This window comes from Kribbella sp. NBC_00889, from assembly GCF_045207705.1.
GTDB lineage: Bacteria > Actinomycetota > Actinomycetes > Propionibacteriales > Kribbellaceae > Kribbella.
On sequence record NZ_CP108783.1, the window covers coordinates 8334401 to 8360012 of the forward strand.

General features: G+C 68.3%; 24 protein-coding genes. 8 read left to right on the plus strand and 16 right to left on the minus strand.

The genetic code is table 11. From position 1 onward, the window contains the following. Positions 1 to 58 precede the first annotated feature (58 nt). Positions 59 to 1072 carry a LacI family DNA-binding transcriptional regulator gene (locus OG817_RS41075; protein WP_406050389.1) on the plus strand — a complete coding sequence of 338 codons (1014 nt, stop codon included), beginning with the start codon at positions 59 to 61 and terminating at the stop codon, positions 1070 to 1072. Here the strand turns inward: OG817_RS41075 and OG817_RS41080 are convergent. The 3 genes from OG817_RS41080 to OG817_RS41090 form a co-directional block, all read right to left on the minus strand. Then, positions 1069 to 3162, minus strand: a complete 2094-nt coding sequence (locus tag OG817_RS41080; protein WP_406050391.1) for a molybdopterin-dependent oxidoreductase — start codon at positions 3160 to 3162, stop codon at positions 1069 to 1071. The two genes, OG817_RS41075 and OG817_RS41080, sit on opposite strands and share 4 nt — an antisense overlap. A 35-nt stretch (positions 3163 to 3197) precedes the next feature. Next, complete coding sequence (locus OG817_RS41085) at positions 3198 to 3710, minus strand: AAA family ATPase (RefSeq protein ID WP_396392675.1); 513 nt, start codon at positions 3708 to 3710, stop codon at positions 3198 to 3200. Positions 3711 to 3801: 91 nt separating this feature from the next. Beyond that, complete coding sequence (locus tag OG817_RS41090) at positions 3802 to 4401, minus strand: TetR/AcrR family transcriptional regulator (protein ID WP_406050393.1); 600 nt, start codon at positions 4399 to 4401, stop codon at positions 3802 to 3804. A gap of 79 nt (positions 4402 to 4480) precedes the next feature. On the opposite strand from OG817_RS41090, the gene OG817_RS41095 reads away from it, so the two are divergent. From OG817_RS41095 to OG817_RS41105, 3 genes are read left to right on the plus strand one after another with little or no spacing between them, the layout of a single operon-like run. After that, positions 4481 to 5047, plus strand: coding sequence for a 2TM domain-containing protein (locus tag OG817_RS41095; protein ID WP_406050394.1), 567 nt, complete (start codon positions 4481 to 4483; stop codon positions 5045 to 5047). Positions 5048 to 5087: 40 nt separating this feature from the next. Next, the gene (locus tag OG817_RS41100) at positions 5088 to 5729 is read left to right on the plus strand and encodes a Pr6Pr family membrane protein (RefSeq protein ID WP_396392672.1); all 642 of its coding nucleotides are present in this window, start codon (positions 5088 to 5090) and stop codon (positions 5727 to 5729) included. Positions 5730 to 5733: 4 nt separating this feature from the next. After that, the gene (locus OG817_RS41105) at positions 5734 to 6384 is read left to right on the plus strand and encodes a class I SAM-dependent methyltransferase (RefSeq protein ID WP_406050395.1); all 651 of its coding nucleotides are present in this window, start codon (positions 5734 to 5736) and stop codon (positions 6382 to 6384) included. 193 nt (positions 6385 to 6577) lie between these two features. Here OG817_RS41105 and OG817_RS41110 read toward each other — a convergent pair whose 3' ends face one another. The 4 genes from OG817_RS41110 to OG817_RS41125 form a co-directional block, all read right to left on the minus strand. Then, the gene (locus tag OG817_RS41110; protein ID WP_396392670.1) at positions 6578 to 7153 is read right to left on the minus strand and encodes a transglycosylase family protein; all 576 of its coding nucleotides are present in this window, start codon (positions 7151 to 7153) and stop codon (positions 6578 to 6580) included. 344 nt (positions 7154 to 7497) lie between these two features. Then, positions 7498 to 8034, minus strand: coding sequence for a DUF5946 family protein (locus OG817_RS41115; protein ID WP_396392669.1), 537 nt, complete (start codon positions 8032 to 8034; stop codon positions 7498 to 7500). Beyond that, complete coding sequence (locus OG817_RS41120) at positions 8031 to 8483, minus strand: hypothetical protein (protein WP_406050396.1); 453 nt, start codon at positions 8481 to 8483, stop codon at positions 8031 to 8033. Before OG817_RS41120 ends, OG817_RS41115 begins: the two co-directional genes overlap by 4 nt. Positions 8484 to 8714: 231 nt before the next feature. Next, positions 8715 to 9386, minus strand: a complete 672-nt coding sequence (locus OG817_RS41125) for a hypothetical protein (protein WP_406050397.1) — start codon at positions 9384 to 9386, stop codon at positions 8715 to 8717. 126 nt (positions 9387 to 9512) lie between these two features. Here OG817_RS41125 and OG817_RS41130 point away from each other — a divergent pair, with 126 nt between their 5' ends. Then, the gene (locus OG817_RS41130; protein WP_406050399.1) at positions 9513 to 10631 is read left to right on the plus strand and encodes a hypothetical protein; all 1119 of its coding nucleotides are present in this window, start codon (positions 9513 to 9515) and stop codon (positions 10629 to 10631) included. Between the two features lie 56 nt (positions 10632 to 10687). Here the strand turns inward: OG817_RS41130 and OG817_RS41135 are convergent, their stop codons facing one another. The 6 genes from OG817_RS41135 to OG817_RS41160 form a co-directional block, all read right to left on the minus strand. Continuing rightward, entirely contained in the window at positions 10688 to 12391 is a 1704-nt protein-coding gene (locus OG817_RS41135) for a SulP family inorganic anion transporter (protein WP_406050400.1), read from the minus strand. A gap of 107 nt (positions 12392 to 12498) precedes the next feature. Further along, positions 12499 to 14391 carry an alkyl/aryl-sulfatase gene (locus OG817_RS41140; RefSeq protein ID WP_406050401.1) on the minus strand — a complete coding sequence of 631 codons (1893 nt, stop codon included), beginning with the start codon at positions 14389 to 14391 and terminating at the stop codon, positions 12499 to 12501. A 169-nt stretch (positions 14392 to 14560) separates the two neighbouring features. Then, positions 14561 to 15622: an ABC transporter ATP-binding protein gene (locus OG817_RS41145; RefSeq protein ID WP_406050403.1), complete on the minus strand. Its 1062-nt coding sequence runs from the start codon at positions 15620 to 15622 to the stop codon at positions 14561 to 14563. Continuing rightward, complete coding sequence (modB, locus tag OG817_RS41150) at positions 15619 to 16383, minus strand: molybdate ABC transporter permease subunit (protein WP_406050404.1); 765 nt, start codon at positions 16381 to 16383, stop codon at positions 15619 to 15621. The genes OG817_RS41145 and modB overlap by 4 nt, the downstream gene beginning before the upstream one ends. A 38-nt stretch (positions 16384 to 16421) precedes the next feature. After that, entirely contained in the window at positions 16422 to 17207 is a 786-nt protein-coding gene (gene modA / locus OG817_RS41155; protein WP_406050406.1) for a molybdate ABC transporter substrate-binding protein, read from the minus strand. Next, positions 17207 to 17602: a TOBE domain-containing protein gene (locus OG817_RS41160; protein WP_360445857.1), complete on the minus strand. Its 396-nt coding sequence runs from the start codon at positions 17600 to 17602 to the stop codon at positions 17207 to 17209. The genes modA and OG817_RS41160 overlap by 1 nt, the downstream gene beginning before the upstream one ends. 99 nt (positions 17603 to 17701) lie before the next feature. Between OG817_RS41160 and OG817_RS41165 the strand changes: the two genes are divergently transcribed. Further along, positions 17702 to 19624, plus strand: coding sequence for an acyl-CoA dehydrogenase (locus OG817_RS41165; RefSeq protein WP_406050407.1), 1923 nt, complete (start codon positions 17702 to 17704; stop codon positions 19622 to 19624). Beyond that, positions 19617 to 20243: a hypothetical protein gene (locus OG817_RS41170; protein ID WP_360445860.1), complete on the plus strand. Its 627-nt coding sequence runs from the start codon at positions 19617 to 19619 to the stop codon at positions 20241 to 20243. Before OG817_RS41165 ends, OG817_RS41170 begins: the two co-directional genes overlap by 8 nt. A 1150-nt stretch (positions 20244 to 21393) precedes the next feature. On the opposite strand, the gene OG817_RS41175 is transcribed toward OG817_RS41170, so the two are convergent. Then, the gene (locus OG817_RS41175; protein ID WP_406050408.1) at positions 21394 to 23904 is read right to left on the minus strand and encodes a bifunctional FO biosynthesis protein CofGH; all 2511 of its coding nucleotides are present in this window, start codon (positions 23902 to 23904) and stop codon (positions 21394 to 21396) included. 91 nt (positions 23905 to 23995) lie between these two features. Here OG817_RS41175 and OG817_RS41180 point away from each other — a divergent pair, with 91 nt between their 5' ends. After that, a complete protein-coding gene (locus OG817_RS41180) occupies positions 23996 to 24550 on the plus strand; it encodes a TetR/AcrR family transcriptional regulator (RefSeq protein WP_406050410.1) in 555 nt (184 codons plus the stop codon). Here the strand turns inward: OG817_RS41180 and OG817_RS41185 are convergent, their stop codons facing one another. Continuing rightward, positions 24551 to 25042, minus strand: a complete 492-nt coding sequence (locus OG817_RS41185) for a DUF2867 domain-containing protein (protein WP_406050412.1) — start codon at positions 25040 to 25042, stop codon at positions 24551 to 24553. A 10-nt stretch (positions 25043 to 25052) separates the two neighbouring features. Then, positions 25053 to 25604, minus strand: coding sequence for a TetR/AcrR family transcriptional regulator (locus OG817_RS41190; RefSeq protein ID WP_406050414.1), 552 nt, complete (start codon positions 25602 to 25604; stop codon positions 25053 to 25055). Positions 25605 to 25612: the final 8 nt, after the last annotated feature.

Below are 25612 nucleotides of genomic sequence, written 5' to 3' on the forward strand. Positions count from 1 at the left end.
ACACTGAAGGATTCCGGACCGACCGTCAGCGGTCCGGCCGCCCTTCGAGGAGGCCGTTGTGCCCCGAGTCACGATCAAAGAGATCGCCCGCCGCGCGGGCGTCTCCCAGGGCGCGGTGTCGTATGCGCTGAACAACCAGCCGGGCGTCTCCGAGGCCACCCGGGCGCGGGTCCTGAAGGTCGCGGAAGAGCTGGAGTGGGTGCCCAACCGGGCCGCCCGCCAGCTGTCCGCGGCGCGGAGCGAGACGTTCGGGCTCGTTCTCGCGAGGACCGCGAAGACCCTGACCGAGGAACCGTTCTACATGGGTTTCGTGGGTGGCGTGGAGTCCGTGCTCGCACAGAAGTCGTACGCGCTCGCCCTGCAGGTGGTGGCGGACCTGGACGAAGAGCTGGCGACGTACCGGAAGTGGGCCGCGGAACGCCGGGTCGACGGTGTGATCGTGGTCGACCTGCGGGTCGCCGATCCGCGCATCCCGTTGCTCCGCAAGCTCGGGCTGCCGGCCGTGTTGGTCGCCGATCCGGAGCTGGCCGAGGGGATGCCGTGTGTCTGGACCGACGGTACGGCGGCGATGAACGCGGCGCTCGACCATGTCGCGTCGCTCGGTCACCGCGTGGTCGCCCGCGTCGCCGGACCACCGCAGTACGGCGATGTCTGGATCCGCGACTGTGCGTACGCGACGGCGGGCCGGCGGCTCGGCCTCGACGTCCGGGTCGTGCACACCGATTTCTCCGCCGACGAGGGTGCCGCGGCGACGCGCGACCTGCTGGCCGCCGCGAACCGGCCGACCGCGATCATCTACGACAACGACCTGATGGCGGTGGCCGGTCTGGCCGTCGTGCACGGTCTGGGGTCGCGCTCACCCGACGACGTGACCCTGGTCGCCTGGGACGACTCGATTCTGTGCCGGATCACGCACCCGACGTTGACGGCGATGAGTCACAACATCATCGGGTACGGCGCCGAGGTCACCAACCGGCTGCTCGACCTGCTCAACGGCGCCCGCCCACAGGCGCACCTCTACTCCACACCCTTGCTGATCGTCCGCGACAGCTCCGGCCCACCGCCGGTCTAACCGGCCGTCACCGTCACCGGTACGCCGTTGACCGCGGCGGTGCCGGCGACGGTGTCGGTCAGCCCGGCGTCCGTGACGTCGTTCGCGCTCGCTCCCGCGACCTGACTCGCAACCGTGAGCCGGACACCCGGCCGGCCGTGCCCGAAGCCGTGCGGCAAGCTGACCACGCCCGGCATGATGTCGTTGCTCGCGGCAACCTCCACGGAGACCGACCCGGCCGCCGACGCCACCGTGACCAGCTGGCCGTCCTTCAGATCGCGCTCGGCCAGATCCGCCGGGTTCATCAGCAGCTGGTGCCGCGGCCGGCCCTTCACCAACCGGGCCGAGTTGTGCATCCACGAGTTGTTGTTGCGCAGATGCCGCCGTCCGATCAGCAACAGCCCGCCGTCGTCGAGAGCGACCAGCGACTCGAGCCGTGGCAGGTCGTCGAGGATCATCGACTGGGCCAGGTCGATCCGCTTGCTCTTGCTCCGGAGTGCTCCGGGCAGCGCCGGCTGGAGCGGTCCGAGGTCGACCCCGCCCGGCGACTTCCGCAGTTTGCGCAGCGACAACCGGTACGGCCCGATCCGCAGTCCGAGGTCGACGATCCGTCGCGGCGACATCCGCAGTCGCGCCATCACCTCCACCTTCCGCCGGCTCCACGGCGTACGGCGTACCAAGGCCAGGCCGAGGTCGCGGAAGATCTCCCAGTCGTGCCGGGCCTCGGGCGGCTTGGGCAGTACGGCGTCGTTCCAGCGAGCCGTGTTGCGGACCGCGAGCTGGTGGAAGATCACGTCGTAGTGGTCGCGCTCCAGCGGCGGCGCGGGCGGCAGGATCACGTCCGCGTGCCGAGTGGTCTCGTTGATGTAAGGGTCGACCGCGACCATGAAGTCGAGCGAGTCGAGGGCCTCGTCCAGGCGCCGGCCGCTCGGGGTGGACAGCACCGGGTTGCCGGCGACCGTCACCATCGCCCGGATCCTGCCATCGCCCGGCGTCAGCATCTCCTCGGCCATCGTCGACACCGGCAGCTCGCCGCCGAACTCGGGCAGCCCGCGGACCCGGCTCTTCCACAGCCCCACGTGACCGCGGCCCAAGCCGAGCAGCGCGTTCACCGCCGGCCGCGGGAACATCGTCCCGCCCGGCCGGTCGAGGTTGCCGGTGATGATGTTGAGCACCTGGATCGCCCACTGGCAGATCGCGCCGAACTGTTGCGTCGACACCCCGACCCGCCCGTAGCAGGCGGCCCGGTCCGCGGTCGCGAACTCGGTCGCGATCCGGCGGATCAGGTCCGCGTCGATCCCGGTGATGGCGGCTGCCCGCTCCGGGGTCCACGGCACGACCGCTGCCTTGACCGCCGCGAACCCGTCGACGTACGACGCCGGCCGCGCGTGACCGTCGGCGATGATCTGGTGAATGAGCGCGAGCAGGAACGCCGCGTCGGTGCCCGGCCGGACGAAGTGGTGCTCGTCGGCAACCGCGGCCGTCTCGGTCCGGCGCGGGTCGATCACCACGACCCTGCCGCCGCGCTTACGCAGGTCCTTGAGCCGACGGCCGAAGCCGGGCGCGGTCATCATGCTGCCGTTCGACGCGAGCGGGTTGGCGCCGAGCATCAGCAGGTACGACGTCCGATCGATGTCCGGCACCGCGACCATCAGCTGGTGTCCGTACAGCAGGTACGACGCGAGCATGTGCGGAAGCTGATCGATCGACGTGGCACTGAAGCGGTTCCGGGTCCGGAGCTGCCGGATCATCGTCGGCAGGTGAGTCAGCGCACCCAGGCTGTGCACGTTCGGGTTGCCGAGGTAGACACCGACCGAGTTCCGGCCGTGCTCACGCTGGATCTCGGTCAGCCTCTCGACGACCAGCTCGTACGCCGCGTCCCAGCCGATCTCCTGCCAGCCGTCGGCAGTACGTCGTACTGGCGTGGTCAGCCGGTCGGGGTCCTCCTGGAGATCGCGGAGCGCGACGGCCTTGGGGCAGATGTGACCGCGGGAGAGCGGGTCGGATTCGTCGCCGCGGATGTCGGTGACCCGGCCGTCGTCGACCGTCACGAGCACGCCGCAGATCGCTTCACACAGGTTGCAGGAGGTCCGCCGTACTGTGGTCGCCATCCAGCCAAACTACCCCTGGGTAGCCTGTCCGGTCATCACTCGAAGCGCGCCTCGTCCAGGCGGCCGAGGATCGCGTCGACGGTCTCGCCGGCGGACAGATCGGAGTTGTCCAGCCACAACCCGCGCCGCGGACTGAACGCGTGCAGCTCGTAGTCGAGCTCGTCGACCAGGTGATAAGCCCCGCCGAGCCGGCTGGAGATCACCTCGGGTCGCGGCGTCAGAACGACGAGATAGCGCGGTCGGCTCTGGATCCCGTCCAGGAACTCGCGCAGCAGTTCACCGATCACCACGTCCTGCAGGACCACGGTGAAACCGGCCTGCGCGTACCCGTCGGCGGCCTGGCAAGCGAGCCGGTACCGGAGCTGGAGTTGCCGCTGGGCCTCGGCCATGTCGTCGGCCATCGAGGCCTGCCCGCTGACGATCATCCGGCGGAAAACGTCACCCCGGAGATGGACGCCGTACTGGAATCTCTCCGCCAGTAATTGGGAAACCGTCGACTTCCCGGCCGCCATGATCCCACTGACGACGATCACCCCCTCGGACTCCATGCGGTGATCGTGCCACGCGGCGCAAGGTTTTAGTCCGGTCTCGCCGAATCTTGTCTGTGATCGGACAGAAGAGCCCCGTGTGCAAGGGGTTTCAGGCAAGCAGTGTCTCGAGGTGGTGCCGGAGGAGCTGCCGGATCCGGGCCGGTGTGGTCCGGCCGGGCAGGATGGCCGAGTGCAGGGCCAGACCGTCGATCAGGGCGTGCAGAAGTTCGGCCTCGCGGCGTAGATCCAGACCCTCCCGGAGACCGCCGGCCTCGGACAGGGATCGGAGCAGCGACTCGCAGAGTTGGCGCAAGCCGTCGTGCACCGCGTCGACGTGTCCGTGCAGTGCGCCGGCCCCGGACTCGGCCTGGGCCTGGGCCATGAACGCCAGCCAGACGTCGAACTCGGCCCGCCGCTCGGCGTCGAGGGGGAGAGCCTCCTCCAGATAACGCAGCGCGATCGTCAGGGCGCTTCCTTTGACGTCCAGTGCGCTGATCCGCTGGCCGACCCGGCGCGCCACCAGGTCCATCGCGAAGCTGAGCAGACCCTCCTGGTCGGGGAAGTAGTAGCGGACGGCGCCGGGCGACCAGCCGGCCTCGGCAGCGACGGTCCGGACCGAGGCGGCGCGGACGCCGTCGCGGCGGACCACCCGCCAGAGCGCCTGGGCGATCTCCTCGCGGCGGACGTCGTGGTCGACGATCTTCGGCATGTGCCCTTTTTAGCACAGTCGTGTTACAGTCGTTCACAACACAGTCGTACTAATAAACATCTCGGGAGGGTGGACCACTGTGCTGCTCGCTGTGATCGCCGCATGTGAGATCGGGTTCTGGGTCCTGCTCGCCGCCGGCCTCGCGACGCGCTATCTGCTCCGGCTGCCGACGGCCGGCCTGGTCCTGCTGGCGGCGGTGCCGCTGGTCGACGTGGTCATGCTGGTTGCCAGCGTGGTCGACATCCATCGCGGCGGCGAGCCGTCGTTCAAGCACTCGCTGGCCGCGATCTTCATCGGCGTCAGCGTCGGCTTCGGCCACCAGACGCTCCAGTGGGCGGACAAGTGGGCCGCGCACTACCTGGGTGGCGCGCCGCGGCCGGTCAAACCGCCGAAGCGCGGGCCTGAGCGGGCCCGCCGCGAGCGCGCCGGCTGGTACCGCCACCTGCTCGCGTACGTCGTCGCCGTCGGCATCATGATTGCCCTCGGCCTGCTCTCCGGGCAGGGGTACGACGCCGCCCTCGCACCGGCGTGGACGTGGACGATCGTGCTCGTGATCGACGCCATCGTCTCGTTCAGCTACAGCTTCCAGGCCGCCGACGCGTCCGCCGGCCAGGAGCAGGCGCCGCGCGAGAAGCAGTCCGTCTGAGGTCCCCGGCTCCGCCGTCCGGCCGTCGTACATTGCGGGCATGACGACGACCGGGCGGGTCTGGGCCGGGGTCACCGCGTTCGCCGTGGCGGCCGGCATCGTGGTGCAGCTGTTCGTGACGGCGAACGGGACCGAGGGGTTCTTCCGGGACAATCCGGAACGGGTGTTCAACGTGTTCGCGTACTTCACGATCCAGTCGAACCTGCTGCTGGGGGCAACGGTTCTGCTACTGGCTCTGCAGCCGGACCGGCCGCAGGGGACCGTGTTCAAGACGTTGCGGCTGAATGGTGTGCTGTGCATCGCGGTGACCGGGATCGTCTACCACCTGGTGCTGGCCGGGCAGGACGATCTGTCCGGGTGGGCGTCGGTGGCGAACCTGCTGCTGCACACCGCGACGCCGATCCTCGGCGTCCTCGGATGGCTGCTGTTCGGCCCGCGCGGCGTGGTGGATCAGCGGATCGTGGGGTGGTCGATCGTGTACCCCCTGCTGTGGCTGGTCTTCACACTGGTCCGCGGTGAGTTCGTCGGTTTCTACCCGTATCCGTTCGTGGACGTCGGCGAGCACGGGTACGCCCGGGTGCTGCTGAACTGTCTGCTGGTCGCGGTACTCTTCCTGGCTCTGGCGGCCGGAGCATCCTTCCTGGATCGCCGCCTGCACCGGAAGACAACCGTCGAAAGGTAGACCCGTGCTGGTGACCTCGCGCTCGTACGCCGAGTACGAAGCGATGTTCGACCTGAGAGAACTCCCTGACTCCGTGCTCGACTGCTGTGCGGGCGGTGCGAGCTTCACCGCGGAGGCCGCCGCGCGTGGCGTCGACGCGATCGCGGTCGATCCGGCGTACGAGCTGGAGCCGCCGGAGCTCGTCGACACCGTTCGGCGCAGCCTGCCCGCGACCGCGGGGATCGTGGATGAGCACCACGGGAGCTTCGTCTGGCACTGGTACGGATCGCCGGAGCGGAAGGACCAGTACAGGATCGAGGCGGCCGACCGGTTCCTGCAGGACGTGTCGGTGGCGCCCGAGCGCTACATCGCGGCCGGGCTGCCGGAGCTTCCGTTCGGCGACCGGCGATTCGACCTGGTGCTGTGCTCGCACCTGCTGTTCACCTGGGCGGACAAGTACGACCGCGACTGGCACCTGGCGGCGCTGCGTGAACTGATCCGGGTCAGCAACGCCGAGGTACGCATCTTCCCGCTCGTGCTGCAGGGCGCCGGCCAGCCGGTGGCATTCCTGCCGGAGATCCTGGACGAGCTGGACGGCATCACCTGGGAGACCCGCAAGGTGCCGTACGAGTTCCAGGTCGGTGCCAACGAGATGCTGGTCATCACCCGGACCTGAGAGGGCGTCTGAGAACCCTCTGACCAACTGACGTCTGGTGCTCCCCACCCGTCGCGATCACGGATGAGTTGCGCACTAACCCGCCACGATGGGTGGGGAGCGCCAGACGCCAGGGGCGCGGAGGCCCGGCCAGGCGGTGGGAGGACGGTCTACCGCCGCCCGGCCGGATAGAACGTGCGTGGTGGAGGTCAGGTCAGCGGAGGAAGCGGCCGCAGACCGGCCACGGGGACGCGCCGCGCTGGGCGTAGAGCTTCTTGGCGCGCATCAACTGCTCGGCCGCCGACGCATTGGCCGGGCTGCCGGAGCCGCCGACGCTGCGCCACGTCTGCCGGTCGAACTGGAACAGCCCGTAGTACCCGGCCGGGTTGACGGCCCGCGGGTTCCCACTGGATTCGCAGTTGGCGACCTTCGCCCAGGCGCCGCTGAGGTTCGCGCGGCCGCTGGTCGACCGACGGTCCTCGGAGCGGCTGGACTTCACCTTGCGCTCGGTCTTGCGGACCTTCCTGGTCTCGACCTTCTTGGTCGTCACCCGCTTCGGAGCGGCGGCCTTCGTCACGCCGTCCAGCGTCAGGGTCTGCCCGATCAGGATCAGATCGGGGTCCTTCAGGTTGTTGATCCTGGCCAGCTGATGCCAGTCGGCGCCGTTGGCCTGCGCGATCTCGGAGAGGGTGTCGCCGGACTTGACCGTGTAGTCGGTCGCGAACGCCGCACCGGCGCCGGCGGCGGTGATGCCGGCCCCGAGACCGGCGATCGTGAGGGTCCGTGCCACCCGGCGGGTACTTCGCCGGGGGCGCGCATGTCGGGCTTTGGACATCGGAAAAGCGCTCCTCGTGAGCTTGGGCATGGTGGAACTCACCAGGCCCCCCGTGCAGGGGAGGGGGCACTCGGTCAGGTCACAGGACAGCGACCGAATGATCACGCCACGGTAACGACGCAACGCCTGTCATCCTGTGCGACCTCGGCGCGGAGCGCAAGACCATCCGGGGAATCTGCCCCGGTTTTTTCTGGCCTTTGAGGTAGTGAAAGTCCAACAACAGAACGGTTTCCGGCCCGACACGCCGAGGTTTTAGGGTCGCTGGAAAGGGGTATCCGAGGCTCGGAACCGACCGGTTTCTAGCGCCGGAAATAGCGTTCCGGGACCAGCTCGACGGTCAGCTTCCGGACCACATCCTGGACGTCGTCCGGCCAGGAATCCCACACCTGTCCGGCCCACATGATGAGCGTCGCCTCCACCTCCTCGACGCCGCCCGCGGTCAGGACGTCGTACGCCGTGAGCCGGCCGACCGTCGCGGGTGGGGTGAGCACCGGCCAGTCGTCGTACGAGTTGGCCATGATGCCGTGCGCCGTGCGTACGTCGAGGTTGCCCGAACCGCGCTCGAGGTACATGTACAGCCCGTTGAGCGCGAACACCGGCCCGATCGGCGGAGTCCCGGGGAGGACATGCTGGCCGCCGTACGCGTCGATCCGCAGTTGGTGCAGGTGGCCGAGCCTGGCCTGGTGCTCGATCTCGAAGCCGAGCAGCTGACCGGAGACCTCCAGGCACTCGGGGGATGCGTTGTTCTTCGCCTCGCCCGGCCAGTCCGAGCGCGGGAGATCGGCGCCGCAGCCCGGGCAGCGGCGGGATTCGTGCGTGTCATCCGGCGGGTTCACTCGTTGATCGAAGCACGGGCCCCGCCGTCCGGCAGCTGGATTTCGCCGCCGCGGTGGTGCACCGGCGGATGAACAGCGTCGGTCGGGTAGATCGTCACGAGCTTGCCACTCGATCCGCGCGGAGCGGCCTTCGAGTTGACCATCACGAGGACGGGCTCGTTGCGGAGGAACTTGAACGCGATGCCGCGCGGGACGCAGTACTCCCAGACGGCCTCGAGCGTCCGTTCGACATCCGCGAGCCGGGCCGACACGTGGATCTTCCAGCCCTGCGCGGGAAGCTTCAGCCCGTCGGGCGCGTAGTGCATCCAGGTCTGCCCGGGCACCTGCCGCCACCCGTCCGGTACCGCCCTGCCGGACAGGGCGAAGTCCGGGTGCTGGGTACCACGATTGGCCGGCGTCTCGTAGAACGTCCGGTCCGCAAGGCAGTAGAACTCGTAACTCTCGTGCATGACTGTCCGACCCCCTCTCGTGGCGCCCCGCACATCTTGGACACCCGGACAGGGGCTGGCGTAGTGCACGATGTCATCACTCTCGTGTGAAGAATCCACACACTACAAGTGAGTAACTAAACACTCTTCGTTACCGCATCGCGCGTTCTGAGCGCGAAACCGGCCGTTACACGATGTCAATTCATCCCGGTGACGTCACAGCCCGTAACTTCTCCGGCTGTTCCTGCCGCGTCAGATCGAGTCAAAGATGTCGAGCACATCCGTGGCCTCGGCACGGACGAGCCTGGGCCGAGCGTCGGTGAACATCCACTGGCGGAGGTCCGCCGTGATGTCGATGTCTTCGGAGTACCCGACCTTCACGTCGCCGGGCAGTTGGAGCACCCACCGCCGGCAGAGGTCGACGGCATGCAGGTCGGCCGCGCCCGGTGGCAGCGCGTTCCACAGCTCGAACCAGTGCGTCACCGGTACGGAGGTTGTCGCCAGGAAGCCGAGCACCACGTGCGCCTCCGGTTGGCGCGGGTGCGTCGTCAGCGTGTCCTCCCACCAAGCCTGGCAGACGGACAGCATCGCATCGCGCTCGTCGTCGGCCCATGTGCTCCAGCACCCGACTTCCGCGATGCGCTTCGCGATCAGGTTCTCGTCGACGTGCAGCTCGTCGCGAACCATCAGGGCCATCACGCGAGGAGTGACCTTGCGGTACAGATTGGCGTAATCGTCGAAGTGATCCGGTACCTCCATGGCGACCGACGTCAGCAGGCTCTGAGGGAACCGATCGACCGGCCCCGCAAGCGCCTTCGCATCCGCCTCGCTGTAGCAGAACCCACAGAAGTCATCGACGTTCGCCTCGACACCGTCCAGCACGTCCTCCAACCGCCCGAGGGCGGCCTCCAAGTCCGCCGTCATGCGGCGATCACCAAGATGCCTGAGGCAACAATAGGCTTCATCACGTCGGCCTCCCCGTCGGTCGAATGCACACGATAGCCGGACCCCGCCATTGCTCGGGCACCTCGCACCTTGCTGCAATGGGTCATGCCGGATTCCACAGCCGACGTCGAGGCAAGCCGCCACGCCTGGTTCGCAGTACGCCGCCACCTCGTCGAGCACCGTTATCGCCTCGGCCTGGGCGCATCCGACGAGTTCCCTGCAGCCCATCATGTTGCAGGCACACCGCTACTGGCACCAGAAACCTGGCTACCGGCGACACCCATCCCGCTGACGTCCATCACTCTCGAGTTCGATCCCGACGCGACCTTCACCGGCGTCACCGGCCGCGAACCCGCAGCCCAGGTGCAGCTGCCCCTCCGCCATGACGGCACCCACTACGGCTCGTACGCCGAAACCATCGCCGACCTGGCCCCACCAGCCGTCTTCGAGGACCGCCCCACCTATCGCCTCATAGCCGCGGACCTGACTGGCCCCAAGCCGTTCCTCCGCCTGGGCCGAGGCACCTACTTCGACAGCATCAACACCGGAGAGGCCTCCGCCCACGAGTTCACCGCCCAACGCCTCAACCCGAACGCCCCCACCCCGCTGCGCACATCCATCGGCGCTCCCTGGAACCCAGCCAACCGCCCGACCAACATCGCGATCAGCACCCTCACCATCCGCCGCGACGTCGTCTCCGGCGAGTCCACCTTCTACCTCCACTGGCGAGACCCCGCCAAAGTCGGCCACGCCGGCGGCCTCTACCAGGTAGTCCCCTCCGGCATCTTCCAACCCAGCGCCGCCGCCCCCTGGAACGAACAGAACGACTTCTCCCTCTGGCACAACCTCACCAGAGAACTAGCCGAAGAGCTGGCTGCCCACCCCGAAGACTACGGAAGCGCCACCGCCCCCATCCCCTACGCGCACTGGCCTTTCGCCACCCACCTGACCAACGCACTCCAAGCCGGCACAGCCCGAGCCCACTGCGTAGGCCTAGGCGTAGACCCCCTGACCTTCGCCACCGACCTACTGACAGTACTGTCCCTCGACTCCACGATCTTCGACACCCTCTTCCCCGACCTCCCCACCACCAACCCTGAAGGCCGCCTCCTGACCCCCCAACCCTTCACCCCCGAGGTAATCAACACCTTCACCCACCAAAACCCCACCCAGCCCGCAGGCGCCGCTCTCCTCCAACTGGCGTGGAGCCACGGACTGCACTAACTACGGGTTGGATGTGGTCGGCCGCGCACATCTGGGGAGGAGCAGCGGTGCGTGCGTCAGTTGTCAGGTCGTTGCGGATGCGCTCGGGCGGCGGCGATTGCGGCGTCGATGTTCCGGTAGATCACGAGTCCTGATCCGTTGTCGGTGTGGTGGAGGACGTCACGGACCTGGCCGATGTTGCGGGCGAAGTAGAGGCGAACGCCGCGGGCAGCGAGTTCGCGGCTGAGTTGATCGAGCATGCCGGCCGCGGTCACGTCGATGAACGGGCTGCTCTCGCCGTCCAGCACGACGGCGACGGGACCGGGTGCGGCAAGGGCACGGATGCTGTCGCGGACGTGATCGGCGTTGGCGAAGAACAGCCCGGATTCCACGCGGATCACGAGGATGCCGTCCTCGGGGCGGACGTCGGGGTGCCGGTCGGCATCCACCCAGAGTCCTGGCCGGTCGGTATCGCCGATGCGGACCAGTCTGGTCACGTGCGGCCGGCTGGCTCGGTAGAGCAGCAATGTCATCGACACGGCGATGCCGATCACCAGGCCGGGCAGGGTGTCGAAGACGAGCACGCCGAGCATCGCGGCGATCGCGGCGAGGAAGTCCGCGCGGGCGGCGGGGCCGTAAATGCCGCCGAGCCTTTGGGTCCACACGCGATACAACCGGCGCAGGGCGGCGATGTCGACCAGCTCGATGACCGCGGCGATCACGATGGCGGCCAGGGTGGCCTCCGGAAGCTCCTCGAACAGGCCGGTCAGGAACAGCAGCGTCACGACCGTGAGTGCGGCAACCGTCAGCCCGCTGATCTGGGAGCGGGCGCCGGCCCCGCCGTTGACGGCGGTCTTGGACAGGCTGCCGTTGACGACCATCCCGGAGGCGACGCCTGCTCCGAGGTTCGCCACGCCCAAACCGGCCAGCTCGCGGTTGGCGTCGATGTCGTAGCCGGCCCGGGCGGCGTACGTCTTCGCCGCCGCCAGTCCCTCGGCGAACCCGACCAGCAGCACTCCACCGGCCGGCCCCACCAGGGCGAGGTAGTCGTCCCACGCCAACCCGGAGGGCAGGCCGAACGTCGGCAGGCCGGACTGGATCGGCCCGACGATCGCCACGCCATGCTGCTCGAGGTCGAACAGGGCGACCGCGGCGATGCCTAGCAGGACCGCCACCAGGGACCCCGGGACGATCGGTAGCCACCGGCGCAGGCCCAGCACCACGACGAGGCTGAGCACGCCGATTGCCAGCGTGGTCCCGCTCGTCTGGTCCAGCGAGGTGAGCAGGTGCCAGAGCTTGGCGAAAAAGTCGCCGTCGCTACCTTCGATTCCGAACAGCTTGGGGAGTTGTCCGGCCACGATCGTCAGCGCCAGCCCGACGATGAACCCCTTCAACACCGGCTCGGAGATGAACGAGGCGAGGAACCCCAGCCGGGCCAGCCCCGCGGCCACACCGATGACCCCGGTCACCAGCGCGAGCGCGGTCGTCAGCGCGGCGTACCGATCGTCGCCGGCGGCGACGAAGGTGCCGACGATGCCCGCCGACAATGCCGCGGTCGCCGACATCGGACCGACCACCAGGTGCCGGGAACTTCCGATTGCCGCGTACAGCACCAGCGCCGGCACCGCCGCGTACAGGCCTACGACCGGCGAGACGCCGGCAATCGTGGCGTAGGCGAGCGACTCGGGAACCAGCACCGCCCACACTGTCAGGCCTGCGACCAGGTCCCGGCGCAGCCATTGTGGCCGGTACCCGGCCAGCGATCCGAATAGGAAGTTCACGCGTGTCACCCCGCCTCCCTCGAAGGTCCAACCCCGGTGTCCAGCACCTGCACGATGCCCGCCCAAGGCTCAGCGGCCGGCGGTCCTGGTCGATGCTTGGTCTGGACTCAGTCCGGTGTGACGATCGTGAAGTTCGGGTCGCCGGGGTCGAGAAGCCCGAACAGTCGGTCGAGGACTCCGGCGTCGCCGGCGACGTCGATGCCGGCAGCAGCCAGCGCGGCGGGATCTGTCGTTGCCTGGGCGAGGGCGGGCAACGAGGCGCGAGGGAGGGTCAGGGTCGCGTCGGCGTCCCCGCGCTGTGGCGCTGAGCTGTAGGTGAGAGCGCCGTTGGACAGGCGGAGCCGGTAGCGCTGGTCGACGTCATTGAAGACAACGTCGATGGACAGGGCCTGGTCCCAGGCGCGGGGTCCGTCGAGCTGGATCGCGAAGGCGTCGAACAACATGTCCGGGCTGAGGTTGGAGACCACGTCGGCAGATGCGGTGACGGTCGGGGTGCCGAAGCTGCCGTCGCGTAGCTCGGTCGCACCGGACAGGTAGAAGTTGCGCCAGGTGCCGTTCTCGGAGCCGTAGCCGAGCTGCTCGTAGGTATCGGCGAGCAACTCGCGGGCGGCGGCGTGATCCGGCTGTGCGAACACGACGTGGTTGACGACCTCCGCGACCCAGCGGAAGTCGCCGTTGTCGAAGTACTGCTGGGCCTTCTCCACGACAGCGTCGGCGCCGCCCATGAACTCGACGTACCGGGTGGCGGCCTCGACGGGTGGGTGCTGCCACAGGTGCGCGGGGTTGCCGTCGAACCAGCCGATGTAGCGCTGGTAGATGGCCTTGACGTTGTGGCTCACCGAGCCGTAGTAGCCGTGGGTGTGCCAGGCGTTCTCCAGGACGGGCGGGAGCTGGATCAGCTCGGCGATCTCGGGGCCGGTCAGGCCCTTGTTCAGCATCCGCAGGGTCTGGTCGTGCAGGTAGGCGTACAGGTCGCGCTGGAGGGTGAGGTAGTGGACGACGTGCTCGTTGTCCCAGGTGGGCCAATGGTGGGAGGCGAAGACAACGTCGACGTCCGCACCGAACAGGTCGAGGGTCTCGGTGAGATAGCGAGCCCAGCCGCGCGGGTCGCGGACCAGCGCGCCTCGCAGGGTGAGGAGGTTGTGGAGGTTGTGGGTGGCGTCCTCGGCTGCGCACAGCGCCCTGTGCTCGGGGAAGTAGATCAGCATCTCCGCGGGCGCCTCGGTGTCGGGCGCCATCTGGAACACCATCCGGACCCCATCGATGGTCTCCTCGTGCCCGGTCGTGGAGATGAAGTCGGTCGGCGCGATCAGCGTGATCGTTCCGGTCGAGGTCGTCTGCCCGAGCCCGGCGCCGACCTGGCCGCGCGGCCCACGGGCCAGTGCCGCGCCGTACATGTAGCCGGCCCGTCGGCCCATCGCGGTGCCGGCGTAGACATTCTCGGAGACGGCGTGCTCGGTGAACCCCTCCGGAGCGAGGATCCGCACGCGCCCGGCGTCGACGTCCTCCTGGGAGACCACGCCCTTCACGCCACCGAAGTGGTCGACGTGAGAGTGGGTATAGATGACTGCGTGGATGGGTCGGTCGCCCCGGTGCTTTCGGTACAGACCGAGCGCGGCGGCAGCGGTCTGTGCCGACAGCAGCGGGTCGATGACCACGAGACCGGTCTCGCCCTCGACGAACGTGACGTTCGACAGGTCGAAGCCGCGCGCCTGGTAGATGCCCTCGACCACCTCGAAAAGCCCCTGTCGCGCGACCAGCTGCGACTGCCGCCACAGGCTCGGGTGCACCGTGTCCGGGGCGTCTCCTTCCAGGAACGCGTACGAGTCGTTGTCCCACACCACCTCGCCGCCCACGGCCCGCACCACACCCGGGCTGAGCTCATCGATCCGACCCCGTGAGGTCGCATCGAAGTCGGCAGTATCGGACATCGGCAGAGTCTCGAGCGCCGCTCGGTGCTGGACGCGGACGGCAGCGCTGGCATCACGAGGAGTCGTCATGCCCCTGAGTCTTATCCGGCTCGGACGCGCTCGACTTCACCCGAGCAGGATGAGTTCGACAGCACCATCAACGATGCGAGTCGCTGTTGGACGAGCTGGCGCCGGCCCAGCCACCTTCGAGGGCGACTGACGGGAACGTCCTCAACTGCCGCGTTGCGCGTGGGCCTTCTTACACCGGGTAGGTGTGGATTTCGGTGGCTTTCAGGGAGGCGTGGAGGGGTTGGCCCGGGGACAGGTGGAGGTCGGCTACTGCGGCGGGAGTGATGTCGGCCAGGAGGGTGGTTGGGCCGGCGGGGGTTGCGGTCAGGCGGACTCGGACCGTGTGGGCGTGTTGCTCTATGCCGGTCACTGTGGCGGGCCAGGTGTTGCGGGGGCTGCCGGACGGGGCCTCGGGGTAGAGGCTGACGGCAGTGGGTGGGAAGGCTACGTGAACCGGGCCGGTCGCAGGCTCTGCGAGGGTGATGATGCCGCCTTCGGACAGCGTGACGGTGGTGCCGGATGCTGTGCCTCGGTAGAGGTTGAGGCCTACTAGTTGGGCTACGTAGTCGGTGCGAGGGCGGCGGGCTATCTCGGTGGGACGGCCTTCCTGGACCACGCGGCCGTGTTCGACGATCACCAGCCGGTCTGCGAGGACCATGGCGTCGAGGGGGTCGTGGGTGACGAGCAGCGTGTGCCCGGGGAAGCGGTCCAGGTGCTGACCGAGTTCGGCGCGCACATGGAGCGTCGTACTGGCGTCCAATGCGGCCAGCGGCTCGTCAAGCAGCAGCAGCGAAGGGCTGGTTGCCAACGCGCGGACCAGAGCGACACGCTGGGCCTGGCCGCCGGACAGCGAGCGTGGTCGGCTTCGGGCGTACGCCGAGAGGCCTACGGTGTCGAGCCACCGGGTGGCTTCGGCACGGGCTGCGTGTTTGTCGACACCACGGGCTCTGAGGCCGAAGGCAACGTTCTCCAGGCAGCTCAGGTGGTCGAACAGGAGGTAGTCCTGGAAGACCACACCGATCGGCCGGCGGTCCGGCGTACGGAAGGTGCGAGGAGGCTCGTCCCACACCTCCTCGTCCAGCGCGATCCGGCCGTCGCCCAGAGGTAGCAGGCCGGAGATCGCACGGAGCACGGTGGTCTTGCCGGCGCCGTTGGGTCCGAGGAGGGCGACGACCTCGCCTGGTTCGACGGCGAGGTCGAGTGAGAGGTCGAACTCGCCGCGGGTCACACGAATCTCGGCATGCAGCGTCATCGCAGCCCACTGATCCAGCGTTCACGCAGAGACGCCAGTACGACGACAGAAACGATCAGCAGCACCAGACTCAGTACGACGGCCACGTCCGGGTCGGTCTCCAAAGCCAGATAGACGGCCAGCGGCATCGTCGTCGTACGACCGGGAAAGTTGCCGGCGAAGGTGATGGTGGCGCCGAACTCACCCAGTGCACGAGCCCAGCACAGTACGGCGCCCGCCACGACACCTGGTGCGATGGAAGGCAGTGTGACGCGGCGGAACGTCAGCCACCGACCAGCGCCGAGCGTCGCGGCGGCCTCCTCGTAGCGGGGGTCCGCAGCGCGCAGCGCACCCTCCACGGAGATGACCAGGAACGGCATAGCCACAAAGGCTTCAGCCACGATCACTCCGGCGGTGGTGAACGGCAGAGTGATGCCGAACCAGGCGTCCAGGTGCTGACCGACCAGTCCACGCCGTCCGAGCACCAGGAGCAGCGCAACACCTCCCACCACCGGCGGCAGGACCAGGGGAACAGTCACCAACGCTCTGATGACGCCGCGGCCGGGTATCGGTGCTCTGGCCAGCAACCACGCCAGTGGGATCCCCAGGACCATGCACACCGCGGTGGCCGCTGTTGCGCAGAGCAAAGACAACCTCAGTGCATCCCAGACATCAGCACTGAACAAGCGGCTCGGCAGCGTCGACCACGGCGCCTTGGCGAGCAGACCGACCAGCGGGATGAGCAGGAACGCCAGGCCGAGTAACGCAGGCAGCAGAAGCACCAGGGGCAGACGCCCGATCGTGCTCCTGCTACGACGACTCACGGTGTAGCGAAGCCCGCTGCGGAGAGGACGGCCTTGCCCTTGTCGGACAGGACATAGTCGACGAACGCCTTGGCGCCGTCAGCGTTCGGGGCCTTGGTCAGCGTGGCGATCGGGTACTTGTTGACGGCCTCGCCGGCTTCGGGGAACTCGATGCCCTCCACCTTGCCCTTCGCCGCCTGCACATCGGTCTTGTAGACCAGCGCGGCGTCGACCTCACCGAGGCTGACCTTGGTCAGTGCGGCCTTGACGTCCTGCTCCAGGCTGTCCGGCTGCGGGGCGATCCCGGCTGCCTTGAACACCGTTTCCGACGCTGCGCCACACGGCACCTGCGGCGCGCACAGCGCGATCTTCTTGCTCTTGTCCCCGAAGTCCTTCAGACCGGTGATCTTCCCGGGGTTGCCGGGCGGTACGGCGATCTCCAGCGTGTTCGTCACGAACGTGGTCGGGCTGTTCTTGTCGGTCACCTGGTCCATGTTCTTCGGCGCGGCGGAGGCGAACACGTCGGCGGGCGCGCCCTGGTTGATCTGCTGCGCCAGCGCCGAACTGCCGGCGAAGTTGAAGGTGACCTTCACACCCGGATGAGCCGCCTCGAAGTCCTTGCCGATCTGGGTGAACGACTCGGTGAGGGACGCGGCGGCGAACACGTTGACAGTCCCGGACAGGGACGCCGCGGCGCTCGGGCTGTCCGAGGACGACGACGCCGCAGGGGTGTCGTCGCCGCAGCCGGCCAGGGTGAGCGCGACGGTGGCGGCCAGCGCGGCGAGCACTGTACGACGGAACATCAGGCCTCCGGGATCTCTACGACCACATGGGTCGACTTGATCGAGGCGACGGCAACCACACCTGGCTCGAGTCCGAGCTCGTCGGCGGCCTCGCGACTCATCAGGGACACGACGCGGAACGGCCCGGCCTGCATCTCGACCTGGGCCATCACGCCGTCTTTGAGCACACGGGTGACGATCCCCCGCATGCGGTTGCGTGCCGAGGCCGCGGCGGTGACCCCCGGCTCGGGCGACTCCGCCAAGCTCTGGGCAAAGGCGGCGAGCGCGCCGCCGTCGACGGCCATCCGGCCGCCTTCCTGGACTGACTGCAGCCTGCCCTGATCGATCCAGCGCCGTACTGTGTCGTCGCTGACCCCGAGGAGCGCGGCCGCCTCACTGATCCGCAAGTTCGGCACGGTCGACAGCATACTGCCGCAGATGCGCATTGCGAGAGAGTTGTCCACAGTCACACGATGGTGACGGAAAGTGCGGGCGAATCCGCATAGGTTAAGAGCATGAGCACAACGGGGTTGCGGGACTATCTGGACGGGCCGCACAAGGCGGCGCGGGACGTCGTGCGCGCCGGGCTGAGCGCGAACGCGGAGCTGCTCGACATGTCGCTGCGCCTGCCGCCGGATGAGTACCGCGACAAGGTGCTGGACGTGTTGCTGGATGTCACGGCCGAGGGCCATCCCGCACGCGGTTTCCCGAAGGAGTACGGCGGTGCGGGCGATCTCGGCGGATTCATCGCCGGGTTCGAGACGCTCGCCTTCGGGGACCTCTCGTTGATGGTGAAGGCGGGGGTGCAGTTCGGCCTGTTCGCCGGCGCGATTCTGCACCTGGGCACCGAGCGTCATCACGAGCGCTATCTGGCGGATGCGCTGAGCGGCCGGCTGCTCGGCTGCTTCGCGATGACCGAGACGGGCCATGGTTCGAACGTGCAGGCCCTTGGTACGACGGCGACGTACGACGCCTCGACCGCGGAGTTCGTCGTGCACACGCCGGCCGCGGCCGCGCGGAAGGACTACATCGGGAACGCGGCGCGGCACGGGCGGATGGCCGCGGTGTTCGCGCAACTCTTCGTCGGCGGCGAGGGCCGAGGCGTGCATTGCTTGCTGGTGCCGATCCGGGATGAGAACGGTACGGCGACACCCGGGGTGACGCTGTCCGACTGCGGCCCGAAGCTGGGGCTGAACGGGGTCGACAACGGGCGGATCGTGTTCGATCAGGTCCGGGTGCCGCGGGAGGCGCTGCTGGACCGCTACGCGCAGGTCGATGCTGATGGCAACTACCAGAGCGAGATCGAGAACCCGGACCGCCGGTTCTTCACCATGCTCGGCACGCTCGTGCAGGGACGCGTCTCGGTCGGTGGCGCGGCGATCAACGCCAGCAAGGTCGCACTGACCATCGCGATCCGGTACGGCGCTCAGCGGCGGCAGTTCGGTGCTCCGGGGAGTGCTGAGGAGGCGTTGCTGCTGGACTACCGGATGCACCAGCGCCGGCTGCTGCCGTTGCTCGCGCGGACCTACGCACTGCACTTCGCACAGGCCGAGCTGGTCGACGAGTTCGTGCGGGTCTTCGGTGACGGCAGCAACGAGCACGACCGGAGAGCGCTGGAGGCGCAGGCGGCCGGGACGAAGGCGCTCGGGACGTGGCATACGACCGAGACGATCCAGATGTGCCGTGAGGCGTGCGGCGGTGCCGGCTACCTGGCAGAGAACCGGCTGGCCACGCTGAAGGCGGACACCGATGTCTTCACCACCTTCGAGGGTGACAACACTGTCTTGCTTCAGTTGGTGGCCAAGGGTCTGCTGACGGACTACCGGGAGTCGTTCGGGAAGCTGGACCCGCTCGGCACGGCCCGGTTCATCGCGGCTCAGGCGGTCGAGATCGTGGTCGAGAAGGCGGCCCTGCGACCACTGATCGAGCGGCTGCGGGACGTCGTACCGAATCGGAGCGACGCGAACGATCCGGATGCGGGGTTGCGGGACGACGCGTACCACTCGGGGCTGCTGCGGTTCCGTGAGGAGCACATGCTGTCCGGGGTCGCGCGGCGGCTGAAGGCGGGGATCGATGCCGGGGACGAGCCGTTCGAGGTGTTCAACCGGTGCCAGGACCACGTCATCGCCGCTGGGCGGGCGCACGTGGACCGCGTCGTGCTGGAGGCGTTCCATACGGCGGCCGACGATGCGCCGGAGGAGCTCCGCGAGGTGCTGAAGGACGTCTACGACCTGCATGCGCTCGCGACGATCGAGTCGGAGCGTGCCTGGTACCTCGAGCACGGGCGGTTGTCGCCGGGCCGGTCGAAGGCGATCACGGCGCTGGTGAACGAGCTCTGCGCCACGGTTCGGCCGGTCGCGGTCGAGCTCGTCGACGCGTTCGGCGTACCGGGCTCGGCGGTCGAGGTGCCGATGGTTGTACCGTCGCAGCATGAGTGAGCCGATCGAACCCGCGTCGGCCGCCGAGGCCGCCCGCGAACTCGCCCGGGTGCTGCTGGAGCAGGCCGACGCTCTGGATCTCCACGACCTGCGGGCCACCGGCGCTATCGAGAACGTCCGGGTCCAGGCCCGGGCGCTCGCGGACGCCGTGCACGAGCGGGGCTGGGGCGACATTTTCCTCGGGATCGACTCCTACGACCCCGACGAGCTCGACGACCTGCCGCTCGGGCCGGACGACTTCGACGACCCCGCGGACTACCGGGAGATGGTCGAGGGCGCAGGCCTGGAGGATCTCGAGGGACTCGAGGAGCCGCTGCTGCCGGCGGACGGGGTCCGGCTCAGCTACCAGGCGCGGTACGACTACGTGGTGACGGATCCGGACGCGTTCGTGGAGTACGTGCGGAGCCGCGCGGACGAGGCGCAGAACGACGAGGTGATCGACGACATCGAGGACGCTCAGTCGGCGTTCGAGTTGCTGTGCTACCTCGACGGGATGGGGTCGAAGGACTACGACTCCTTCGGCCTGATGCCGGCCGGCGGCGAAGAGTCCCACAAGATCGTCGATTTCTCCCTCTGGGACCTCGACCCCACCCGCCGCGACGACACCTACCCGTACTAACCCTCCGGACCCGTCTCCGGCTGAGCATGGAGCCGGCCAGCTGACTTCGATGCACGCGGTCGGCTGGATGGTCCTGTCTGCTTGAGTCCGGTATGGCACCTCGGACTGAGCGCCGCGTCGCGGAGGGTTGAGATCCCAATCCGGCCGGAGCCCGCCATGCTTGCCGCCGGGAACCCGCCATACCTCTGCGACCGTCGGCACGTGGTCGGCTTTGGCGGTGGTTCCCGACGGGTGGCGGGTTATGTGCTGGCTGGCGGGCTATATGCGCGCCAGCGGTAAAACAACCCGCCAGTGGGCTGGGTATGACAGATCTGTTCGGTGCATTCCGGGGGCCGCGTCGGGCCGCTCCTCGTACCGGCTGATGCGAATCCCAGTCCGGTCGGGCACTGCTCGGGATCGGTGGGCACTGGCGGTGGTTGCCGGCGGGTGGCGGGTTGTGTGCTGGGTGGCGGGTTGTTTGCGCGTCAGTGGAGGAACAACCCGCCAGTGGGTTGGGGTGTGGATCTGGAGATCCGGCGTGGGTGAATGTTGTTGCGGAAGGCAACGGGGGCACGGAAAGTGAGGGTCTGTTTACTGAGGGTTGCCCAGTTCAAAGGCCCTGCAAATGTTTGAACCCGGGGATGGTCTGCGGTTGTGGTGACGTGACAACGTTCAGTTGTCGGCGACGGACGGGTCGCTGACAAACAGGCTCCAGGTGGTACCGACGTACTCCCGTCCGCGACCGGACTGTACCTCCCCTGCCGGTCACGGAATGAGACGTCGGCCCGCCCTCCTTCGGGCCGACTGCCCTCTCGGGGCAACAGCAGGACGCCGGCCGTGCCGCAGGCGGTGCCGGTCGCCAGTGAGGTGGCGACCGACTCCGGGCATGGCCGGCGTTTCCGTTCCCTGGTTGGTGTCTGGTGCTGCTGGGGACCAGAGACCAACCAGGGAACGCCACTGCAAAATCAGCGTTCCCGTGCATCCGATTGCACCCAAACGCCCACGGTCCGACCGGCGCCGCGCGCTCACACCGTCAGGGATGCATCCTCACGACGTCAGGTGGGTGAGGACCGCAAGCACCGGGCGGCACATGCTGGGTGTATCGCGATCCAGGCGACGTATGCGGCGGTCGAGGTCCACGGGCGTGGACCTCGACGCCGTCCGGTGATTCTCAGGCCAGTTCGAGCGAAGGCCGCACCGGCACCTGGCCGTAGGTCGTCGTACGCTGCCGCGCCGGGCGGCCGGCGGCCGTGGCCATCGCGGTCAGTTCGGCGATGGACTTCCGCGACCCGTGCTTGGAGCCGGCCATCCGGCTGATGGTCTCCTCCATCAGTGTGCCGCCGATGTCGTTGACGCCACCGTTCAGCACCGCGACGCACCCGTCCACGCCGAGCTTGACCCACGAGCACTGGATGTTGTCGATCCGCCCGTGCAGCATGATCCGCGACATCGCGTGCACCGCGCGGTTCTCGTCGTACGTCGGACCCGGCCGGGCGACGCCGGCCAGGTAGATCGGCGAGTTCTGGTGGATGAACGGCAGCAGCACGAACTCCGTGAAGCCGCCGGTCTGATCCTGGACGGCGGCGATCGTGCGCAGGTGCTGGACCCAGTGGTGCGGTGCGTCGACGTGGCCGTACATCATCGTCGAACTCGACGGCAGACCGACCTTGTGGGCCGTGCTGATGACCTCGATCCACGATGCCGTGGGCAACTTTCCCTTGGTGAGGATCCAGCGGACGTCGTCGTCCAGGATCTCGGCCGCGGTACCGGGGATGCTGTCCAGCCCGGCCTCCTTGACCGAGATCAGGAAGTCCTCGATCGACAGCCCGGTGCGGACCGAGCCGTTCACGATCTCCATCGGCGAGTACGCGTGCACGTGCATGTCGGGCACCCGGTCCTTCACCGCGCGGACCAGATCGGCGTACGCCGTACCCGGCAGGTCGGGGTGGATGCCGCCCTGCATGCAGACCTCGGTCGCGCCGATCACCCAGGCTTCCTCGGCGCGCTGGCCGACCTCGTCCATCGACAGCGAGTAGGCGTCCGCGTCGGTGCGCCGCTGGGCGAACGCGCAGAACCGGCAGCCGGTGTAGCAGACGTTGGTGAAGTTGATGTTCCGGTTCACGACGTACGTCACTTCGTCGCCGACTGTTGCCTTGCGCAACTCATCGGCCAGTGAAGCCAGCGCATCGAGGGCAGGACCGGTGGCAGTGATCAACGTGAGCGCCTGGGCGTCGGACAGCCCGGCCGGGTCGCGTTCGGCGGCGGCCAGTGCTTCCTTGACGTCACCTTCGATGCGTTCTGGTGCGGATCGCCCCGCGACCTGCTCGCGCAGCACGTCCCAGTCGCCGTACGCCGCGTCGAAGTCCGAACGAGTCTCGGTACGACGGCCCTCGGTGTCGATCGCGGTGTGCAGATCGGTCCGGCCGACGCTGTCCCAGCCGCCATCGGGTTCCTGCCAGGGCAGGCCGACCGGCATCGCGGACTCATTGGCCAGCCCGGTCGCCGGATCGACCAGCGCTTCGACATGCGAGATCAGGCGCGGATCGAGCCAAGGCTCCCGCAGGTACTCCGGGTGCGTGGTCAGCCGCTCCCGCAAGGTGAAGCCGGCGTCCGCGGTGACCTTCGCCAGGTCGTCGATCTGCGGCCACGGCCGCTCCGGGTTCACATGGTCCGGCGTCAGCGGCGAGACGCCGCCGAAGTCGTCGACGCCCGCGTCGAGTAGCGCCCGGCACTCGGCCAGGTCGACCAGGTTCGGCGGGGCCTGCACGCGCACTCGCGGCCCGAGCACGACCCGCGTCACCGCGATCGCGGCCAGCCATTCGTCCAGCGGTACGTCGTCGTCGTTGCGCATCGCCGTGTCGGGCTTCACCCGGAAGCCCTGGATGATGACTTCCTGGATCCCGTTGTACTGCCGCGCGATCTTGCGCAGCGCGAAGATCGAGTCGGCCCGCTCCTCGAGCGTCTCGCCGATACCGATCAGCAGACCGGTGGTGAACGGCACGTTGGACCGGCCGGCGTCCTCCAGCACCCGCAGCCGGATCGCCGGGTCCTTGTCCGGCGAGCCGAAATGCGGCTGACCCTTCTCCTCGAACAGCCGCCGCGACGTGGTCTCGAGCATCATGCCCATACTCGGCGCGACCGGCTTCAGCCGCTGCAGGTCCTGCCACTTCATCACCCCGGGGTTGAGGTGCGGCAGCAGCCCGGTCTCCTCCAGCACCCGGATCGCCATCGCCCGCACGTAGTCGAGCGTGCTGTCGTACCCGGCCTCCTCCAGCCAGGTCCGGGCGGCGTCCCAGCGCTCCTCCGGAGCATCGCCGAGGGTGAACAGCGCCTCCTTGCACCCGAGTGCCGCACCCTGCCGCGCGATCTCCAGCACCTCATCCGGCGAGAGGTACGGCGCATGCACCCGCCCTGGCGTGGTCGCGAACGTGCAGTAGTGACACCGGTCGCGGCACAGCCGGGTGAGCGGGATGAAGACCTTCTTCGAGTACGTGATGATCCCGGAACGGTCGGCATCCGCCAGTCCCTGGTCGCGGACCCGCGCCGCCGTCGCCATCAAGGCGGCCAGCGCATCACCCGAGGCCGCCAGCAGTACTTCGGCTTCGGCCGGGTCGAGGGTCTTGCCGTCGTCCGCGCGCTTCAGCGCGCGGCGCATCGCCGTACTGAGTTCATTGGTTGTCACGTCACCCGAGCCTAGGCGCCGAAAACCGCCGAATCGCACGATTCCGGGGACCAAAAACAATCCGTACAGACGTCCTGATAGTTTGAGGTTCGTGCAGGTCAGGCGGGGTGTCGACGGCCGCCGGATGCGTGGTGAGCAGCGCCGGAGCGAGTTGCTCCGGGCCACCGTCGGCGTGATCGAGCGCGACGGGGTCGCAGGTGTGAGCCATCGTGCGGTGGCTTCGGCGGCCGATGTGTCGGTCGCGTCGATCACCTATCACTTCGCGACCCTGGATGATCTGCTGATCGCCGCACTGAGCTGGGCCGCGGACGATCTCGCCGTCGAGCTGCACGGGCGGGGGAGCGAACTGGGCGCGCGGCCGGCGGACGAACTATCCCGGTTGATCGAGGACAGCCTCATCCGGCGCCGGGGCCGGACGCTCGCCCTGTACGAGCTCTATCTGTACGCCGCTCGACGACCGGAGCTGAGGTCCGCGGCAGGGGCATGGCTCGAACCACTGACCGAGATCGCGCGCGCCTTCACGGCCGATCCCCAGAAGGCCCGACTGCTGGTTGCCGCGCTGGACGGCCTGCTGATGCAGGCCCTCATCGGTGCCCGGGACGTCGATCGCGCAGACTTCGCCGCACTACTCGAGGTGCTGCGGTAGCTACTGGCGCACGGCGGCCCGGCACATGCTGAGCATCATGATGTGGTGGAACGGCCGGATGAGGTTGTAGTAGAACCGGCCCGCCGGCCGCAGGTACCTCACCAATGTGACCGCTTTGAACTCGCTCTCGGGCTTGGCGTTGTCGGTGATGAAGGCCAGGTAGCCGATCAGATGGTTGTCGGAGATCTTCAGCAGCAGGTAGTGATCCTCCTCGCCACGCTCCACAGTGAAGAAGAGGTCCAGCTCGCCCGGGGTGAAGCTCACCGTCTCCGGTCGCAGTCGGCGTGTCGGCGGGGCGACGGTCTCCAGCCGGAGTGCGAGAGCCACGGCCGTCCGGGCCGCGAACAATCCCTTGCCCCACAAGGGACTGTAGCCCAGTGACCCCGCGATGAACTCGCGGAGTGACACCGCGCCGCGGATGGTTTTCACGTCGATCTCGTCGACGGTAGGCAGCAGATCGTCCAGCTCTGGCAGGTCCGTGCGGGTAGGCATGGCAGCTCCTCTAGTCGAGCAAGGTCTCGCCGGTGGCGAGCCGCAAGGTCAACGCGTAGATGTCGCGCAGGTCGTTCGTGGCGATCGGCGGCAGCACCTGTTCGGCGCCGATGAAGATCAGGTAGAGGAGTTCCGCGAAGCGGTCCGCGTCCACGTCCGTCTTCAGTCCACGGCAGAGTTCCTTGAGGTACTCCGTCCGTGCCCGGTCCACCCGCTCCTGCGCGGCCCGTACTTCGGGGTCCTGTAGTGCCCAGGCCCGGACAGCGATCTCCAGACTCGCGTTGTCCGCGTCGGACACCACGAGCCGCAGGAGGTGCTGCAACTTCGCCAGCGGTTCCGCGGCCGGCTCACCCTCGATGGTGTCGATGAGCCGGGTGGTGAACCGCGCCTCGAAGTACTCCAGCAACGCCGTCCGGTACCCCGCGGCGCCTTTGAAGTGGTGGTAGTACGAGCCCTTGGTGACGCCGAGCTTGCCGGTGAGCCGCTCGATCGTCACGGCCGGCGCACCCTCGTCCGCCAGCAGTTCGAACCCGGCCTCCAGCCATTCCGTCCGCGTCACCATTTGATGAC

Coding starts and splice junctions, on each gene's coding strand:
- OG817_RS41080 (WP_406050391.1), bottom strand. CDS start 3,162: ATGGCGACCACAGTACGGCGGACCTCCTGCAACCTGTGTGAAGCGATC.
- OG817_RS41085 (WP_396392675.1), bottom strand. CDS start 3,710: ATGGAGTCCGAGGGGGTGATCGTCGTCAGTGGGATCATGGCGGCCGGG.
- OG817_RS41090 (WP_406050393.1), bottom strand. CDS start 4,401: ATGCCGAAGATCGTCGACCACGACGTCCGCCGCGAGGAGATCGCCCAG.
- OG817_RS41100 (WP_396392672.1), top strand. CDS start 5,088: ATGACGACGACCGGGCGGGTCTGGGCCGGGGTCACCGCGTTCGCCGTG.
- OG817_RS41120 (WP_406050396.1), bottom strand. CDS start 8,483: ATGCACGAGAGTTACGAGTTCTACTGCCTTGCGGACCGGACGTTCTAC.
- OG817_RS41125 (WP_406050397.1), bottom strand. CDS start 9,386: ATGACGGCGGACTTGGAGGCCGCCCTCGGGCGGTTGGAGGACGTGCTG.
- OG817_RS41130 (WP_406050399.1), top strand. CDS start 9,513: ATGCCGGATTCCACAGCCGACGTCGAGGCAAGCCGCCACGCCTGGTTC.
- OG817_RS41140 (WP_406050401.1), bottom strand. CDS start 14,391: ATGACGACTCCTCGTGATGCCAGCGCTGCCGTCCGCGTCCAGCACCGA.
- OG817_RS41145 (WP_406050403.1), bottom strand. CDS start 15,622: ATGACGCTGCATGCCGAGATTCGTGTGACCCGCGGCGAGTTCGACCTC.
- modA (WP_406050406.1), bottom strand. CDS start 17,207: ATGTTCCGTCGTACAGTGCTCGCCGCGCTGGCCGCCACCGTCGCGCTC.
- OG817_RS41165 (WP_406050407.1), top strand. CDS start 17,702: ATGAGCACAACGGGGTTGCGGGACTATCTGGACGGGCCGCACAAGGCG.
- OG817_RS41170 (WP_360445860.1), top strand. CDS start 19,617: ATGAGTGAGCCGATCGAACCCGCGTCGGCCGCCGAGGCCGCCCGCGAA.
- OG817_RS41185 (WP_406050412.1), bottom strand. CDS start 25,042: ATGCCTACCCGCACGGACCTGCCAGAGCTGGACGATCTGCTGCCTACC.
- OG817_RS41190 (WP_406050414.1), bottom strand. CDS start 25,604: ATGGTGACGCGGACGGAATGGCTGGAGGCCGGGTTCGAACTGCTGGCG.